The 17,251-nt window shown below is 40.9% G+C and carries 13 protein-coding genes; 7 read left to right on the top strand and 6 right to left on the bottom strand.

What is annotated here, in order from left to right; translation table 11 throughout:
- Positions 1-83 precede the first annotated feature (83 nt).
- From G399_RS0105925 to G399_RS0105905, 5 genes are all read left to right on the top strand, one after another.
- Positions 84-1,175: a glycosyltransferase family 4 protein gene (locus G399_RS0105925; RefSeq protein WP_342339957.1), complete on the top strand. Its 1,092-nt coding sequence runs from the start codon at positions 84-86 to the stop codon at positions 1,173-1,175.
- On the top strand, positions 1,168-2,154 hold the full coding sequence (locus tag G399_RS0105920; RefSeq protein ID WP_006011790.1) for a glycosyltransferase family protein: 987 nt from the start codon (positions 1,168-1,170) through the stop codon (positions 2,152-2,154). Before G399_RS0105925 ends, G399_RS0105920 begins: the two co-directional genes overlap by 8 nt.
- Positions 2,155-2,352: 198 nt before the next feature.
- Positions 2,353-3,225 carry a glycosyltransferase family 2 protein gene (locus G399_RS0105915; RefSeq protein WP_006011789.1) on the top strand — a complete coding sequence of 291 codons (873 nt, stop codon included), beginning with the start codon at positions 2,353-2,355 and terminating at the stop codon, positions 3,223-3,225.
- 10 nt (positions 3,226-3,235) lie between these two features.
- The gene (locus tag G399_RS0105910) at positions 3,236-4,681 is read left to right on the top strand and encodes an oligosaccharide flippase family protein (RefSeq protein WP_006011788.1); all 1,446 of its coding nucleotides are present in this window, start codon (positions 3,236-3,238) and stop codon (positions 4,679-4,681) included.
- A gap of 499 nt (positions 4,682-5,180) precedes the next feature.
- A complete protein-coding gene (locus tag G399_RS0105905) occupies positions 5,181-5,777 on the top strand; it encodes a hypothetical protein (RefSeq protein ID WP_006011784.1) in 597 nt (198 codons plus the stop codon).
- A gap of 381 nt (positions 5,778-6,158) precedes the next feature.
- Here the strand turns inward: G399_RS0105905 and G399_RS0105900 are convergent, their stop codons facing one another.
- Both G399_RS0105900 and G399_RS0105895 read right to left on the bottom strand, forming a co-directional pair.
- Positions 6,159-6,755, bottom strand: a complete 597-nt coding sequence (locus tag G399_RS0105900) for a gamma-glutamylcyclotransferase (RefSeq protein WP_006011783.1) — start codon at positions 6,753-6,755, stop codon at positions 6,159-6,161.
- A gap of 27 nt (positions 6,756-6,782) precedes the next feature.
- Positions 6,783-7,367 carry a nucleoside deaminase gene (locus tag G399_RS0105895; protein WP_006011782.1) on the bottom strand — a complete coding sequence of 195 codons (585 nt, stop codon included), beginning with the start codon at positions 7,365-7,367 and terminating at the stop codon, positions 6,783-6,785.
- Between the two features lie 243 nt (positions 7,368-7,610).
- Here G399_RS0105895 and G399_RS0105890 point away from each other — a divergent pair, with 243 nt between their 5' ends.
- A complete protein-coding gene (locus tag G399_RS0105890) occupies positions 7,611-9,335 on the top strand; it encodes a protein adenylyltransferase SelO (protein ID WP_006011780.1) in 1,725 nt (574 codons plus the stop codon).
- 11 nt (positions 9,336-9,346) lie between these two features.
- Here G399_RS0105890 and G399_RS0105885 read toward each other — a convergent pair whose 3' ends face one another.
- The 4 genes from G399_RS0105885 to bamJ all read right to left on the bottom strand — a co-directional run bounded on the left by G399_RS0105885 (position 9,347) and on the right by bamJ (position 14,427).
- Entirely contained in the window at positions 9,347-10,525 is a 1,179-nt protein-coding gene (locus G399_RS0105885; RefSeq protein WP_211229855.1) for a COX15/CtaA family protein, read from the bottom strand.
- A 112-nt stretch (positions 10,526-10,637) separates the two neighbouring features.
- Entirely contained in the window at positions 10,638-11,885 is a 1,248-nt protein-coding gene (locus tag G399_RS0105880) for a glutamate-5-semialdehyde dehydrogenase (protein WP_006011775.1), read from the bottom strand.
- A complete protein-coding gene (gene proB / locus G399_RS0105875) occupies positions 11,882-13,009 on the bottom strand; it encodes a glutamate 5-kinase (RefSeq protein ID WP_006011774.1) in 1,128 nt (375 codons plus the stop codon). Before proB ends, G399_RS0105880 begins: the two co-directional genes overlap by 4 nt.
- A gap of 797 nt (positions 13,010-13,806) precedes the next feature.
- Positions 13,807-14,427 (bottom strand): BamJ family beta-barrel-assembly machinery protein, encoded by a 621-nt coding sequence (bamJ, locus tag G399_RS0105870; RefSeq protein ID WP_006011773.1) that lies wholly within the window; start codon positions 14,425-14,427, stop codon positions 13,807-13,809.
- Positions 14,428-14,621: 194 nt separating this feature from the next.
- Here bamJ and ppc point away from each other — a divergent pair, with 194 nt between their 5' ends.
- A complete protein-coding gene (gene ppc / locus G399_RS0105865) occupies positions 14,622-17,231 on the top strand; it encodes a phosphoenolpyruvate carboxylase (RefSeq protein WP_006011772.1) in 2,610 nt (869 codons plus the stop codon).
- The last annotated feature ends 20 nt before the right edge of the window (positions 17,232-17,251 follow it).

Genomic DNA, 17,251 nt, shown 5'->3' with positions numbered 1-17,251 from the left:
TGCCGTTTCAGTTGCCGTTTCAGTTGCACAGTGTCAGGATTTGAATAAGTCGTGTTTTCTAAGGCGAGGGGAATAGATTGAAAGTGTGTGCTGTAGGACTCAGAGGGATCCCCGAAATAATGGGCGGAATAGAAACTCACTGCGAACAACTATATACAGAACTATCTAACGAAGTAGAGGATATCGTGATATTAGCGAGGTCGCCCTACGTTAAGAAACCGTTTAAATTTAAAAAGAACGTGAGCATTATTCCGGTTTTTGCTATCAGAAATAAAATACTAGAAACGTTTCTACATACTCTTATTTGTATTTTTTATGCCCGATTAATTATCAAACCCGATGTACTGCATATTCATGGAATTGGTCCGGCTCTGTTTACTCCATTTGCCAAGCTACTTGGCCTAAAAGTCTTAGTCACTCATCATGGGGCCGACTATAATAGAAAGAAATGGAACTGGTTTGCAAAAAGAATACTTTTTCTTGGTGAATATTTAGCCATTCGATATGCCAATGTTATTGTCGTCGTGGGAGCAACGCTAACTCATAAATTAAAGGCTCAATATCCATCTCAAGCGCATAAAATAAAGTTCATTCCCAATGGTTGCCCTCTTTTATTTTTAGATTGCGATATAGGCAATATCAGTATTCCCTCAGATATAAACGTTGAAGCGGGGAAATATATTCTTTTTGTTGGTCGACTTGTGCCAGAGAAAGGCGTTCACGATTTAATTGATGCATTTTCTATCGCTGCTCTAAGTGACGTGAAATTACTTATTGTAGGTGGAGCAGATTTCAACGATAAATATTCAAAAGAACTGCTAAATTTGGCTACCGAAACAATTATTTTTGCGGGAAGAAGGACCGGAAAGGATTTACTCGCCATTTATCATTCGGCGAAGTTGTTTGTTCTTCCATCCTATCATGAAGGCCTGCCGATTGCTGCTTTGGAAGCATTGAGCTTAAGTGTGCCTATTTTGCTTAGTAATATTTCACCGCATCTTGATATCGGTTTACATACCGACAATTATTTTGAAATTGGAAATACACATGAGTTAGCGAGATTGCTAAATTCCCCCGAACCCGCAACAATAGATAGCGACCTTATTGTGAGAAAGTACAATTGGTCAAACATTGCAAAAAATACAAAACTCTTACTAGAGAAGTGCAATGAATAGTAAATTAACGGCCTATTTTTACCCGTTCGAGCACGATAATCAATTTATTGGGAAAAACCAAAATGCGCTTCGAGATTTAGGTTTTCGCATTTGCAGAGTAACGACCTTAATGTCACTGCGTGCTTTATCTAATCGACGTAATAATATCACTGTACTCAACTGGGTTGAGGACCAAAAATATCGACGTTCTTATTCGTTCTTAAAAGCATATGCGGTTTTCTTTGGATTTTTGGGATTAATTCTTGTGTCAAAAATTGTGTCAAAAAAGGTGGTTTGGATAAAACATAATTTAAAGCCCCATAATGCTTCTGGTTACGCTATTTGTCATCGATTAACTTGTGTCTGGTTTCAGATATTAAATATCAAGCCAATTGGATTAGAGGAATACTACGGTGCAAAAACGTTAAAACATCCTCTATACGTTGAAGACGCAGATATAACGCAAAATATAGCGCTGTCAACAGAGCCTGATAAACCGCCTACAGTGCTCTTTTTTGGAGCCATTAAGCCTTATAAGAACCTTCATATTGCATTGGCACATTGGCCAACCAATTTACCATTGAAGATCCGAGGCAAGGTACAATCTGCGTCTTATGAGCAGCAATTAACAAGTATCATCGAAAATAGAAAACTCAAGGTTGATTGGAAAAACGAACTTATTAGTGATGCAGAACTCAACACTAATTTAAAAAATAGTGATTTCGTACTTTTACCTCATGCTGATGGGTCTATGATTAGTTCAGGGTCTTTTTACCATGGGATAAGCCTGGGTTGTAATATTATTTGCTTCGACAGTGTGTTCGCTAGACATAAAACAAAGCAATTTCCGTTTACGCATATATTTAACCCAAAAACACTTAGTGTTGAGTGGTTGCAAAGCAGGAAAATCCTGCGCGAGGAAGTACTAAAAATCGTTCTCAAGAATTATGGAAAACAACAACTCGTTAATAGTTGGAAAAGCATTTTATCGATAGCCTAATCCCCGCTACTAGTTAATTTTTTAGTTAGCATGGCCACCAATATAGAAGCGTCAAGCAAGCTTATATTGACAACAACCTTAATTCGAAATGCTGCTCGGTCATAACATCAACGATAACTACCCAGTCATTTTTGATATTACTATAAATAACAATCTGATATTATGAGCACATAAATCTTACAACACTTTCAGATGTTCATGTCTACCTGTCTTAGTGAAGTTCAAGAAAATATTAGTATTTCAGTAGTTATCATTAGCTGTGAAAGGCCTGACTATTTAAAGCTGGCTGTGCACAGCGTTTTGAGGCAAATACATCAGCCCGCCGAAATAATTATTATCGACGATTGCTCCAAAGCTAACTATCAGTCTACCTTACAAAGTTTTAGCGATGAACGTATTATATATCATCGTTCTGAACAACGTTGCGGCGCAAACTCATCCAGGAATAAGGGAATAGAGCTATCCAGCGGCAAGGTCCTTGCGTTTTTGGACGATGACGACATTTGGAATGAAACCTTCTTAAAACAACATTACACCGAATACCTGAATAATGCGGAGGCCGTTCTTTGCGGTTACAGCGTGCTTGGTAATCCATCGAAACAGCAAATTAATTTACAAATAAAAGTCACCGAAGATGAGCTTCGCAAGGGGAACACTTTTTGTGGCATGAGCGGTTTTAGTGCGTTGAGAGATATTTTGCTTGAAATACAATTTGATAATAATTTAAACAACGGTCAAGACTGGGATTTATTTGTAAGAATTACCCAACAAAAACGACGGTTTGTAAATATTCCTATGCCACTTTTTCAATATAGAAAAGACCTAGCAGATGGTATAACGTCAAAAGCAAAAACAATGACCTTTACTGATTCGAGAATTCGATTGGCCTCGGCATACAAGCATAGAGAATGGTTAGGAGAAAGTAACTTTCGTCAACGCGTTGCGGATCAGCTATTGAGTTTTATCGTTAAAAAGCAAAATAAACTGCAATGGCTCTTTGCATCAATTAAATTAGCCGGCTTTCTAGCAACGTTTATAGCATTGAAAAAAAAATTAGTAAATTCATCATAAAGGTCAATTAGTGTCATTAAAAAGAAAGACAGCAAGCGGTTCAATATGGAACTTTCTAACTACCTTTGCAGCTAATATCGTAGACTTTGCGGTGTTTGCAATACTTGCTCGACTGTTGTCGATAGAAGATTTTGGCTTGTTAGCTTTATGTTTGTTAGTCATTGAGCTTGCAAATATTTTTACAAATGTTGGCGTAAATCAAAATCTGATACAAAGATATAAATGGGATAATACATTCGCTTCAAGCACATTCGTTTTTATTGGTCTGTTGTCTCTTTTTATTAGTCTCCTAGTTGGTCTTGTGGGGGCTCCACTGGGACTGTACTTGCATTCTGAAACTGCATTTTATATTTTACTTACATTATCGATAGTTCCTTTTTTGGTTGGTCTTCAATCGGTTTTTGCGGCTAAATTAGAAAGAGAGTTTAGAAACAAACGAATTACCGTAATCCGAGCGACATCCTCAATTTTCAGCGGTTTATTAGCCATTGTTTTGGCATTTACCGGCTTTGGCATTTGGTCTCTAGTTATTGCTCGCTTATGGCAGAGTTTAATGACCTTGTTTGGCTTTTTTGTATTCGCCCACTTTAGGCCAACATTGACAATTAAAAGAGAGCATACCTTAGAATTATATGCATTTTGTCTACCGTTAATGTGGATTGCAGTGTTGAATTACTTAAACAAAAAAGCAGCCAACTTGTATACAGGTTTTATTTTGGGCACGGTCGACTTTGCGTTAATCTCGGTTGCTAGCAAAGGTTATGAAGTGTTATCACAATCAAGCATATCACCCATTAATAAAATGGTGGTTCCGGTGCTATCCAGAGTTGATGAAGAAACCAGAATCGACGCTTTCTACAAAATATTGGGCGTCACTTCCATTTTTGTCTTACCTGCATTTTTAGGATTAGGGGCTATTGCTCCGCAATTTATTGAGCTTGCTTTTGGAGAGAAATTCTTGCCCAGTGCAAGCTTATTAACAATAACAACATCGATAATATTAGCCAATGTGCTAGTTTGGTTTTTACCCAATTTACTCATCTCGATTGCGCAAACAAAAGCAGCGCTGAGATTAAATTTGATCAATGTTTCGAGCATTTTGATAGTGGGTATAGCAACAGTGTGGTTTGGCGTGGAAGTGATGCTAATTAGCATTACAATTGCTAGCTACTTGACCGTACCCTTAAAGGTTGGCGTAGCCCAGCGGCATATAAATATTAAGTTGAGTATGATGATAAAAATAATTGCTCCAGCAGCGATTTCCTCCTGTGTCATGTTTATGTGTATAAAACTAACTGCTAGCAATCTTCAATTATTAACATCAAGTCTGCCCCTAGAATTACTTTTCAATATATTCATTGGAGGGATTACATACACATTGATGCTAGTGATATTCTTTTTTAATACATCTAGGAAAATGGTTTTAGAATTCAAAAACATCTTCAACAAAAACTGAAATGACAGCGCTATCTAATTGCAGTTTAAGTGCCTTACCTATAACCAATTATTTAGTCCCAAAGTGGATTTAGTTGACGAATACCCCAACTAAATGTAACAGCTAAGTTACTTGCAAAATTTAGACGTACGGTCGCCTTTTTGTAGCCATCGCTTTTGTAGATCACACTTCTTAATATCTTGATTAGTAAAATATTTATAATAGGTAGTCACTACAACTTTCATGTATAAAACTTGTCAGCTTTTTTTACACTTTTTTTATTTAAAAGTTTAAATTCTGAAAATACTATTTAAGTACCTGTAAAATATAGTAAAAAATATATGGCTCGTTTTTTGCTGTATGGATTGTAGTAAGTGATTTAGAGACAAAATTGTTGATTATTTACCATGCTATTTCCAATGTTTGTAATTCATAGCCCAAGTTTGTCATTCACTTTAATATTTGATGGCTAAGCTTTGATTTGCTAAAAAAATAAATAAAAAATAAAGGTATTAATAAAATGAAATTTTTGAAAAATATTAGTGCGATTGCTGTATTTTTATGTGTGTGTAGCAGTGCGTCAGCGAGTGTCATTTTTTCCGATAACTTTGACCGTAATAATAGCAATAATGTCGGTAACGGTTGGTCTGAATATGAGGATGATAATAATGATGTTGCCATTCGCAGTGGCGTTCTCCGATTGAGAGATACCATATGGTTGAGTTGGGTCGATGCCGCTGCTTCAAACAATGCTTCAACAATTGGATATGATGATATCTACTTAGACTTTGAATGGGCAGCTTCTATGAATACTGAATGGACAGATACCTTGCATGTTAGTTGGAATGATGGCTCTGGTTGGGACGATATTTGGTCAACAAATTTGGGTGGGTCTAGTTTCGCATCAGTATCCCTCGGTGCAATATTAGGTGCTAGTAACTTAGCTAACCTACAGATTTCTTTTTGGACGAATGTTAGTCGATACAATGAATCTGCTTACATTGATAATGTGGTACTAAGAGGAACACCAACAAGCGTTTCTAACCCTTCTTCAATCGCATTGTTAGGTCTTGGTCTTCTGGGCTTAGGTCTTGCAAGTCGTAAAAAATCTGCCTAATTGTTTACAATTTGTTGACGACTGATTGGTCGTCAACAGCTAATGTGTCTGGCTGTTAAAAAAACAAGCCCCGCAGCCTTTCACAGCTATATAGATAATTCGCTTCTGGGTTAAAAAAGACGAAACTTACAAAGCGCGAAACTGATAACAGAACTCGTAACTGAAAGTGATTTTCTCTCACAGTGGTCGACTCTATAGTAAAGTCATTTGCAGAAAATGGTCCACGTCACCAAGTCTATGCTAAAAATGTAGCCAAAGCTAATGCAGCCTAGCATTCAACTTAGTTCTAACACGGCCAAGCTCAATAAGCGACGTTATCACTCATTGTTTTAAATTAAAGATAGTGCATAAATTAAACGCACAATACGGACAATCTAATTTTCAAACACTTCGATTCAGTTGTTTCAAAATACGCTCAATCGAAATTACATGCTCGTCTTTATCCCCTAAAGCTTGCAATGCCTCAGCTAATTGGAATACATAATCTCGGTTGTGCCCGCTCGGGCCTGAACAACGATGAATTTGGAGGGCGATTTCGTGTTCTGATGCATCCCCTAAAAAAGCAGCATTATCTTCATGCGCAATATAGACTACTCCTTTTTTATATTCAGCATTCTTGATATTTTCAGATTTAAGTCCCTTGAAATAAATATCTACCTCGTAACGTAAATAGCCATTTTTTTCCCGATAATCGAGATGTTCAAAAACATCTTGGGTGACCTTATAAGCCATTCCCGAACATTCATCCAATGCTGATTGGATCAAGGTAACAACGCGCCCCGGTCGTTGCGGTGTGCCGCGATGATCGTCGCTACCTTGCCAGAATCGACGTTGCCAACCTATAATGCTAGCTGGGGCTTTTTCAATAAATGGAAAGTCCACTTTATAAATCAGCGAGCCATAGCCAAAAAGCCAGATTTCATCGAAATCGTGGAAAGATTGCCGTTGTTTATTTTGGCTTATAGTATTAACAGACATGATATTCTCTATACCCGTTTACCGTTTCTAAAGACACGTCTTGTTCAACACGGCGCTTAATCCTCTCCAATCTTCTAAATCTTGATCGGGTTTCTCTTTGCGAAAGCGTGCATAAAGTTCAATACCTTTCTGGTCTTCTTTAATATCAACCTGTACGCCCTTTTCCCGTAAAAACGCTTCGCTACCTTGTGCGTTAGTCACATCGCCCACTACTACGCGACTGAAGCCTCTCATGTATAGAAGCGAAGCACATACCGCGCAGGGGCTGAGGCTGCTATAGATAGTCGTGTTACTAAAGTCGATTCGACCAGCATCACGAATAGCAGCCGTTTCACCATGATTATAAGGATGATCTTCTTGAACGAGGGTGTTATGTCCCTTTCCAACAATTTTTTTTGTCGAATTATCCACTATCACTGCACCGATTGGGCAGCCACTTTCGTCGTAACTTTTTTGCGCAAGTAATACGGCAATGCGCATATAGTCATTATCACTAAGCCTTTTCGCAACATCATCATCCATTAACATCGATAGACTTTTAGTTGGCATGTGAGCAATCGTTCTTAATGCCGCTTCAGTAATTTTTACTTGTTTGTTTAGAAGAGTTTTCATATTAATTAGCGATAACCCGTGTGCGTAGCTAAATTCATGGTGCGCAGATTAATGCACATATAGGATAAAGAGAATAGTACGTATATCTGATCTATTCAATAGGTGCTGGCTATAATGACTTATAAGCTATCGAACTGATTGTAGGACCCGGTTTAAATAGGGGTGAGAAAGCGTTATGCTGGAAGTAGATGTAAGAGTAAGCCTGAGCGCAATCAGCATCAAATAATTTTGGAGAATTAAAAAGTGAACGTAAAGGAAAAAAGTCGGCATCAGCCCACAACGGACAATGTCGTGACGCTTGACGATCTTGCAAAGCTCGCAAACTACTCGCTCATGGACACTCTCAACTGCGACCCAGATGCGAAAGCAAGCGGTGTTGACCATGAACCACGACAAGTCTTCACTGGCCATTATGTTCCAGTCAAACCCACCCCAATTGATGAACCCGAGTATATCGCTCACAGCAAAGACCTTTTTCGCGAACTTGGCTTCGCCGACAGCATGGCGCAATCGACCGACTTCGTGCGGATGTTCTCCGGCGATACTTCGGACGCTCCACAGCCTATACGCAAAGTCGGTTGGGCGAGTGGGTACGCACTTTCCATCTACGGCACAGAGTACGTTCAGCAATGTCCATTCCAAACCGGCAACGGCTATGGAGACGGTCGCGCAATTTCCGTACTTGAAGCCGTCATCAAAAATCAACGCTGGGAAATGCAGCTAAAAGGGGCTGGCCGCACACCATATTGCCGCGGCGCGGATGGTCGCGCAGTGCTTCGGTCTAGTATCAGGGAGTTTCTAGCCCAAGAGCACATGCATTCGCTTGCAGTACCAACCTCGCGATCTCTAAGCTTGTACGTTTCCAAAACAGAGAAGGTCAAGCGGCCGTGGTACTCAGAAGGCTCGCGCTCTATAGATCCTGACATGCTTATATTGGAGCCTGTCGCTATATCGACGCGTGTTGCACCTTCATTTATTCGAGTAGGTCAACTGGAGCTCTTCGGTCGCCGTGCTCGCAAGAATAAACATCCCAAAGCGATGGAAGAGCTCGAGAAGATTGTGTTGCACTTGATTGATCGTGAATACAGCGACGCCATCGACCACAATCTAACTACCGCAGAAAAAGTGGTGTCACTGGCGAACCAGTTCCGCAGTCGTCTCACAAGGCTCGTAGCCAACTGGGTCCGAGTCGGTTTCTGCCAAGGCAACTTCAACAGCGACAACTGCGCGGCCGGTGGCTTCACACTAGATTACGGTCCATTCGGTTTCATTGATGTGTTCAATCCGCAATATCAGTCATGGACAGGGGGCGGACAGCATTACTCATTCCTCAACCAGCCAGTAGCAGCGCAGCGCAACTTCGATATGTTTTGTGCAGCATTGCAGCCCTTGCTAGCATCGCATGAAAACTATCAGCAACAGCTCGATGAGATTCAAAGCGGCTTTTCAACAGTGATGCAGGCACACATCGAGAAGATGTGGGCTGCTAAACTCGGACTTGAAACTTTTGACTCAGCGCTGTTCAATGAGCTGGAAACGCTGATGGCGCAAACGCCTGTCGATTACACCATCTTCTTCCGCGAGCTTTCAACAGTACCTGACGATATTGGTCCACTTAAAAAAAGTTTCTACAGGCACTCTGAAGAAATTGAAAGACACTGGTCGCAATGGCTGGCAACATGGAAATCACTCGTCAGCGGCACCAATACTGCCTCACATCACTCTCGCGAGGAGCTCTCAAGGAAGATGAAACTGGTTAACCCAAAATACAGTTTGAGAGAGTGGTTTGTTGTGCCTGCATATCAGCAAGCGAGTAAAGGGAATTACGCGCTAGTTAGAGAACTCCAAGAAGTTATGACACAGCCATACGCCGAGCAATCCAAAGACATAGAGGAGAAATACTATCGGCTAAAACCTGCTGAGTTTTTTGCGCTTGGTGGATTGTCGCACTATAGTTGCTCGTCGTGATTTTTACAAAACTATTCGGCTAGGGCCACGGGAACGCGGGCGGCCTGCTCGCCGCCTGCTCTGCAGACATCAGCCGTATAGCGACCTAATAGATGCACCCCCCATGTTGTCGAGATCACGACTAAAGCCCCCACCGCTTGATGCAGAACCGCAAAATATATATTTACGCCAGTCAATACAGTCGCAATACCTAACAACATCTGAGCAATATATGCACTATGGATTGCTATCGATGCTTTTGCAGACTGCACGCGTATGCGCCACGCTAAAACAATCAGAAAAGTAACCGTCACCCAAGCCCATGAACGGTGAATAAAGTGGATTACAATGGGATCATTATTAAGCTGTGTCCACAGATTACCACTCCAATCTATTACTGACGGTATAAGAGAACCATACATCAGGGGCCATGTGTTAGAAACATAGCCTGCATTTAAGCCTGCCGTATAAGCCCCAAATAACAATTGCACAAACAAAATAACAAAAACCAGTAGACCGAAAATAGTCAGTTTTGATTTTCTACTTTGACCGCTAGCAAGTTGACGAAGATCCAAAGCCGTCCAGAAAAGCGCGCCTAAAATAAGAAGTGCTGTCAGCAAATGTGTCGCTAAACGAAAATGGCTAACATCTGTACGCTGCGTCAAACCGGACGTCACCATCCACCAACCAATCACTCCCTGCATGCCTCCTAACACTAGCAGTATAGTCAGTCGCAAGCCATAGCCTTGTGGTATCGCACGTTTGAATGCAAACCAAGCAAATGGCAGAGCAAAAGCAAGACCAATCAGTCGCCCCCAGAGGCGATGGATCCATTCCCAAAAATAGATGAACTTAAAATCTACCAAGGTCATGCCTGCGGGGCCGTTTATCTGGATGTATTCCGGGATCTGTTTATACTTCTCGAACTCTGATAACCATGCCGCTTCACTCAGGGGTAGCAAAGCACCTGTTATGAGCTTCCACTCTGTAATTGAAAGCCCTGATTCGGTAAGTCGCGTAATACCGCCAACAACGACCATAATGAAAACAAGAAAGGCAACAAAATGTAGCCAGTTAGAAATAGCTATCGGTTGCTTTATGTGTCGAATATTATCATCTATTCCGTAGGTCATAGTCGGCTTGGTAGTATTCAAAGGAATAAGTATAACAATATTCACTTGGTGTACAAATAACAGTTGAATAATTAACATCAATATCATCGCACAGTGACTTAATTAATGTAGACGCTTTCATTAGGATTAATCTAAAGACATAAAAAAAGGGCTAGTAAAACTGGCCCCTCTCGAATCAATTACAAAAACGCTACGCCCTAACCTGTCCTATACCATTAACCAAATACTTCTCAGTGGTTAATGATTCCAAGCCCATTGGTCCGTAGGCATGCAACTTAGTAGTCGCTATACCAATTTCAGCACCTAAACCAAGTTGGCTGCCATCAGAAAAACGTGATGATGCATTCACCATGACCACCGACGAATCAACGGTACGTTGAAAGCGTTTAGCTGTAAGTTCGTTTTTAGTGCAAATCACTTCCGTATGATTACTACCAAAACGTGCAATGTGTTCCATAGCAGCTTCTACAGAAGGCACAATACGCACGGCTATTTCTAAATCAAGATACTCTTCACCAAAACCATCGGTTTTAATTACCGTTGCGTTGTTGAAGTACTTACTTGAGTTTTCACAGCTATTCACTTTTACAGAATGCTCTTCTAGAATGGCACCCGCAATACTCAAAAACTCTTTAGCAATGTCTTCATGTACCAGTAGACCCTCAAGTGCATTGCATACACCGGTTCTCTGAGTTTTACCATTTACCAATAAATTAATAGCCGTTTCAATGTCAGCATCTTTGTCTATGTACAAATGGCATACACCTTTAAAATGCTGAATAACGGGTATTTTACTGTTTTCAGTAACGTAATTAATTAGACCTTCACCACCGCGCGGTATAATTACATCAATATAGTCTTTTTGTTCCATAAGTTCTTGCATCAGAGCTCTGTCAGCGTTCGGCACGACCGAGATTAGCTCTCTAGGTAAGTCATGTTTTTGAAGTACATTCTGCAAAATATTAGCAATGTATAAGCTTGAAGCCAACGCTTCTTTACCACCACGCAAAATAGCCGCGTTACCTGATTTAAAACACAAACCGGCTGCATCTGCTGTCACGTTTGGACGTGCTTCAAAAATCATACAAACCACGCCTAATGGCACTCTCATTTTTCTAATTTGTAAACCATTAGGGCGAGTACCTAAATCTCTTTCAACGCCAACAGGATCAGGCAATATTGCCACTGTTTCGAGTCCTTCAGCCATTGCTTCAATACGCTCTTGATCCAAAGTGAGCCTATCTATCATGGCATCTGACAAGCTGTTATTTTTAGCATTAACCAAGTCCTTGCCGTTCTCCTCAATGATCCCTGTTGTATTATCGCGCAACGATTTAGCCATATCAAGGAGTACTGCGTTTTTAACTATCTCGTCTAAAACTGAGAGAATTTGTGCTGCTTGCGCTGCTTTCTGTGATAACTCTTTAATTAAACTCATTCGTCCTCCAATAGGGCTATGTTGCTGTCGGATATTATTGGGCCAGTGGTGTCTTGAAACTTATTGGCAAAATCTTGATCATCTTGTTCGGTAATAAAACTCAATAAACAACTACTATAATTTGACTTTGCTTTTGCAAGTCTAGTGCCGTCGTCTTTTCTCACCAAAATAGTGTCACCGACCGCAAAGTCGCCATTCACAGCAATTATTTCGCTGCTAGTAAGTTGTTCACTGTCACCGTCGAGTTCCGCATTAAAGTCGTTTTCAACGACCAGTTCACCTTGTGCGGTGGATGTATGTGTCATCCAATGTAAATGGTCATTCATGGGCTTTTTATCTGGTGAAAAGTGAGTCCCTGGATTTTTACCATTTAGCAATGTATTAAATGTTTGCACGGTAAAACCGTTAACAACGTAGGTGTCAATACCGTGAGCAACGGCTTTCTCAGCTGCTTGTATTTTAGTTTTCATGCCACCCGTGCCCACGGCACTTGTTGCGCCGCCCGCCATTGAAAAAATTTCGTCAGTGATATCTGGAACACTTGCGATTAATTTAGCGTCGGGATTCTCATGTGGATTACTATCGTAAAGGCCATCGACATCAGAACAAATAATAAGCGTGTCTGCGTCTGCTGCTGCTGCTACCATCGCGGATAAGTTATCATTGTCGCCAACCTTTAGTTTGTCGGTCGTTACTGTGTCGTTTTCATTTAAGATGGGCAATATGCCGTTTTCAAGCAAACTGAAAATCGTCTCTTTAATGCTGACATAACGCTCTCGATCTCTTAGATCACCATGGGTAACCAAGATTTGAGCTGTTGGGAAGTCAAATAATCTGTCCCACGTTGCCATCATTTCCATTTGACCAGCTGCTGCCATTGCTTTTTTCACAGCGATCGACGGCTTGGTGTTTTCTTCTTGTGCATTGAATAAATGCGCGCCTGCGGCCACTGAGCCTGATGATACCAATACCACTTCAATTCCCATTGCCTTGCAGCGCACTACAAATTGGGCAATGCCTAATAAATAATGACTACTGCAACCGTTTTGGTTGGGCGCAATTAATGCACTTCCAACCTTTATAACGATCCGCTTCCAACTAACTAAACTTTCTTGTGTTTCCAAAATTAGTAACTCTTTTTTTATAGAGCAGCACTCACGTTATCTATGCTGCTACGTTGCGAAAATAATAACCGAGTTCGCTCAAGTCGACGCTGCGGCTAAAGCTATTGGACTAATCCAATAAGCTAGATAGAACTTAATGTGGTTTTAGATGCCATAGGGATTAGGGCATCGTGCTTTTAAGCAGTCACGTTGGGAAGTGTGCGCCGCCAAATGCAGGGGAATGCATATGTACAGGTTGAACAGAATTGCTGCCCTTTTTGAAATGGGTCATCGTTGTGTTGTGACCATTTTTCGTAACCATAATATTTAAATCGAACTCAAGTAATTAGAAATCTAACTATATTGTGCACTATTTTGGGTGCAAAAAGCAAATTTAAGTGCTTTTAAATGGCTAGACTCACCGTTTATATCACATTTCTCTATAAAAAATAGCTAGATATCAAACTATATTTCGTTATTATCGGATGAATTTAAGACAACTTTAAACATATAAAACCCGTTTAATCTACAAAATCGATGAAAACCCCTTTTTTCGATAGTGTTCTAATTAATAACAATAAACTATAAAGAAACTAGAGAGGCCGTTACAAGAGATGAGCATTGTTGATTGATTTACACAAGTCCAGTGCAGCAATTGATATGTATTCTAAGAAGATGATCGATGATTAGAGCTTCGTCAACCTACAACTTCTGGTTGTATAAAAAAAGGAAGCAAAATTGCTTCCTTTTGTTTGGTATAACTTATTATCTACTAAATCACGCTATTGAACACGCAAGCCGTCATTAGTCAATAATGACTACGCAATAATATCCAATAATTCAATATCAAACACTAATGTGCTAAATGGACCTATTGCACCACCAGCACCTTGCTCACCGTAAGCTAGATCATGAGGTACATATAAACGCCATTTTGAACCAACTGGCATCATTGTTAGTGCTTCAGTCCAACCTTTGATAACGCCACCTACTGGAAATTCAGCTGGTTGGCCACGGTCATATGAACTATCAAAAACGTCGCCGTTAATAAGCGTACCATGATAGTGAGTGCGGACTGTAGATGCTGCAGTAGGCATGTCGCCATTACCTGCAGTTAACACTTCGTATTGCAAACCAGATTCAGTGGTGACGACGTCTTCGCGCTGGGCATTCTCTTCTAAGAACTTAATGCCTTCTTCAACGGCGCCAGCAAATTGTTCTTGTTTAGCCGCTTGCATGCGTTCGTGAATTTCGGTGAATGCCGCACGTAAATCGTTGTTATCTACTTGCGACTGGGCACGGTTAAAGCCGTCAGTTAAACCGGTTAATACTGTTTCTACATCTAGTCCGTCGAACGGGTTTGAGGCAAGTTGCTCACCCATTTGATAACCAATACCGTAACTTGCTTGTGATTCTACTGTTGAATACTTATCTGACACAGGGTCTCCAAAATAGTAATTTTATGATAGGAATTGTATATGCATATTTCGAGTGCATGCTAACACATTCTATAAAACTTTAAAATTCGCCGCTTATGCCAACAAGCATTAACTTATAAATCTTAGAATTAGACTTTAGACACAATGAGAAGTATCTTGTGATCATGGGTTTTTATTTAAGGAAAACAGGAAATATGAATGATTCGTTCGACGCACAATTAAAAGATACTGTACGTTATTTGGGTGCAACACTTGGCGAAACTATTGAAGCTGAATTAGGCCGCGAATGGTTACAAAAAATCGAGCAAATCAGACTGGATGGTCGCGACTCATATGCTGATGTTACCCAAAGCACAGACAACCTTACCGCCTTGTTTTCAAGTTTAGACAACCAATCTTTATTGACCATTGGCCGAGCGTTTGCTCAGTTTTTGAACTTAGCAAATATTGCAGAACAAGAATACAATAGTGCTAATCAGCGAGATGAATCGTTGGCTAAGTCACTCGAAAAAATTAAGACCATGGGTGCGAATAAGGAAAAAGTGCTCGCCGCTATTAAAAATCTAAATATTGATTTAGTTCTAACCGCTCACCCTACCGAAGTAACACGCCGGACTCTGATCCATAAACACAGGCAATTAGCGGCCCAATTAGAAGCACTTCATGTAAGTGATTTGAGCGACAGAGCGCGTCAGAGAATTAAAACCCGCATTGCCGCATTGATAAGTCAAGCATGGCACACCGAAGAAATTCGCTCAGTGCGGCCAACGCCGGTCGATGAAGCCCGTTGGGGATTTTCTGTTATAGAAAACTCACTTTGGGAAGCGGTACCAGAATTTTTGCGCGAATTAGAAGAGTATCTTCAGTCCGAATTCGATATTACCTTGCCATTAGATGCTAAAGCGGTTCAATTTAGCTCTTGGATGGGTGGTGATCGCGACGGTAATCCTTTTGTCACATCAAAAGTGACCGAAGAAGTTCTTATGCTTGCTCGACGTCGAGCTGCCAAGTTGTTCTCATTAGATATGGACCAGTTGTATATAGAACTATCCATGAATGACTGTAATGACAAACTGCGCGAGATGGTTGGCGATGCAAAAGAACCCTACCGAGCGGCACTTAGAAATATTGGCAACAAATTAGAAAAAACCAGTAGTAACCTCCTCCCTATAGAAGAATGGGTATTCGATAACGACGAGTTATTAATACCGCTATTGGCCTGTTATGAATCATTGCATAAATGCGGTATGGGCGTGATTGCAGAAGGCGCGCTGAAAGACACTATTCGCCGAGTACACAGCTTTGGCGTGAATTTATTAAAACTCGATATTCGTCAAGATTCAGATCGCCACGCGGATGTATTCAGCGAACTAACACGCTATCTCGGACTAGGTGATTATGCTCAATGGAGTGAAGAAGATAAGCAAGCATTTTTACTGCGTGAACTTAGCTCTAAACGTCCACTGATCCCAAGAAATTGGAAACCCAGCGAAGACGTACAAGAAGTAATGGATACTTGCGACGTTATTTCTCGCCACAGTCAACAAAGCTTTGGTATTTATATTATATCGATGGCACGAGAAGCTTCTGATGTCATGGCTGTGCAGTTGTTATTGAAAGAAGCAGGAGTGAGCTGGCCAATGCCAGTCGCACCGCTATTTGAAACTCTTGATGACTTAAACAACTCACCAAAAGTAATGCGCAATCTACTTGAAATAGATTGGTATAGAGGCTACATCAAGGGCCGCCAGTTTGTGATGATTGGGTATTCTGATTCAGCTAAAGACGCAGGCTCACTAGCTGCGGGCTGGGCGCAATACGAATCACAAGAAGCTTTGGTGGCATTGGCCGAAGAAAAGTCAGTCATTTTAACTTTGTTTCACGGTCGTGGTGGCACTATCGGTCGCGGTGGTTTACCAGCAAAGGCTGCTATTCACTCGCAACCTCCGGGTTCATTAACCGGCGGTTTCAGAGTGACAGAGCAAGGTGAAACTATTCGCTATAAATTTGGTATGCCGCAACTAGCAAAACGTAGTTTATCCATTTATGCTGCTGCTGTTGTTGAAGCGATGTTATCTCCACCACCTGCTCCTAAGCCTGTGTGGCGTGAAACTATCACCAAAATGGCTGCAAAAGCACGTGACAATTACCGTGGCGTTGTAAGGGAAGATCCTGAATTTGTTCCCTACTTCCGTGCTGCTACTCCGGAACAAGAACTGGGTAAGTTGCCATTGGGAAGCCGCCCAGCAAAACGTAATCCAAATGGTGGCATTGAAAGCTTGCGTGCTATTCCATGGATATTTGCATGGGCACAAACGCGCATGGTATTGCCGTCTTGGCTAGGTGTGATGAAAGCTGTTGAAAGTGTTATTAGCGAAGGCAATGAAGAAGTTGTCCAGGACATGATCAATAATTGGCCATTCTTTAATTCCAGATTATCGATGCTCGATATGGTCTTTAAAAAAGCGGAACCTCATATCAGTGCTGCTTACGATACTCGTTTAGTGCCCGACAATCTGAAACATTTCGGCGAAGGTTTGCGCGCAGAACTTAAAGAAAGTATCGCATCAATTTTGCGTATTCTTGATCACACCGACATGATGGAAGATGACCCCCATGGCAAGTTATCAATGGAAATTCGTGGTGGATACCTTGAACCATTGCATTATTTACAAATAGAACTGTTGGAGAGAATTCGTAAAGAAGGTTCTTCTGACTACAATGACAATGACACCGCGACCCTAGAAATGGCAATGATGGTGACTATTACAGGTATTGCTATTGGTTTACGTAATACGGGTTAAATTGTTTGCAGTTGCACTGC

Origin of the sequence: Brumicola pallidula DSM 14239 = ACAM 615, from assembly GCF_000428905.1 — a bacterium.
GTDB classification, from domain to species: domain Bacteria; phylum Pseudomonadota; class Gammaproteobacteria; order Enterobacterales; family Alteromonadaceae; genus Glaciecola; species Glaciecola pallidula.
This window is presented reverse-complemented; position numbering and strand designations above follow the sequence as displayed.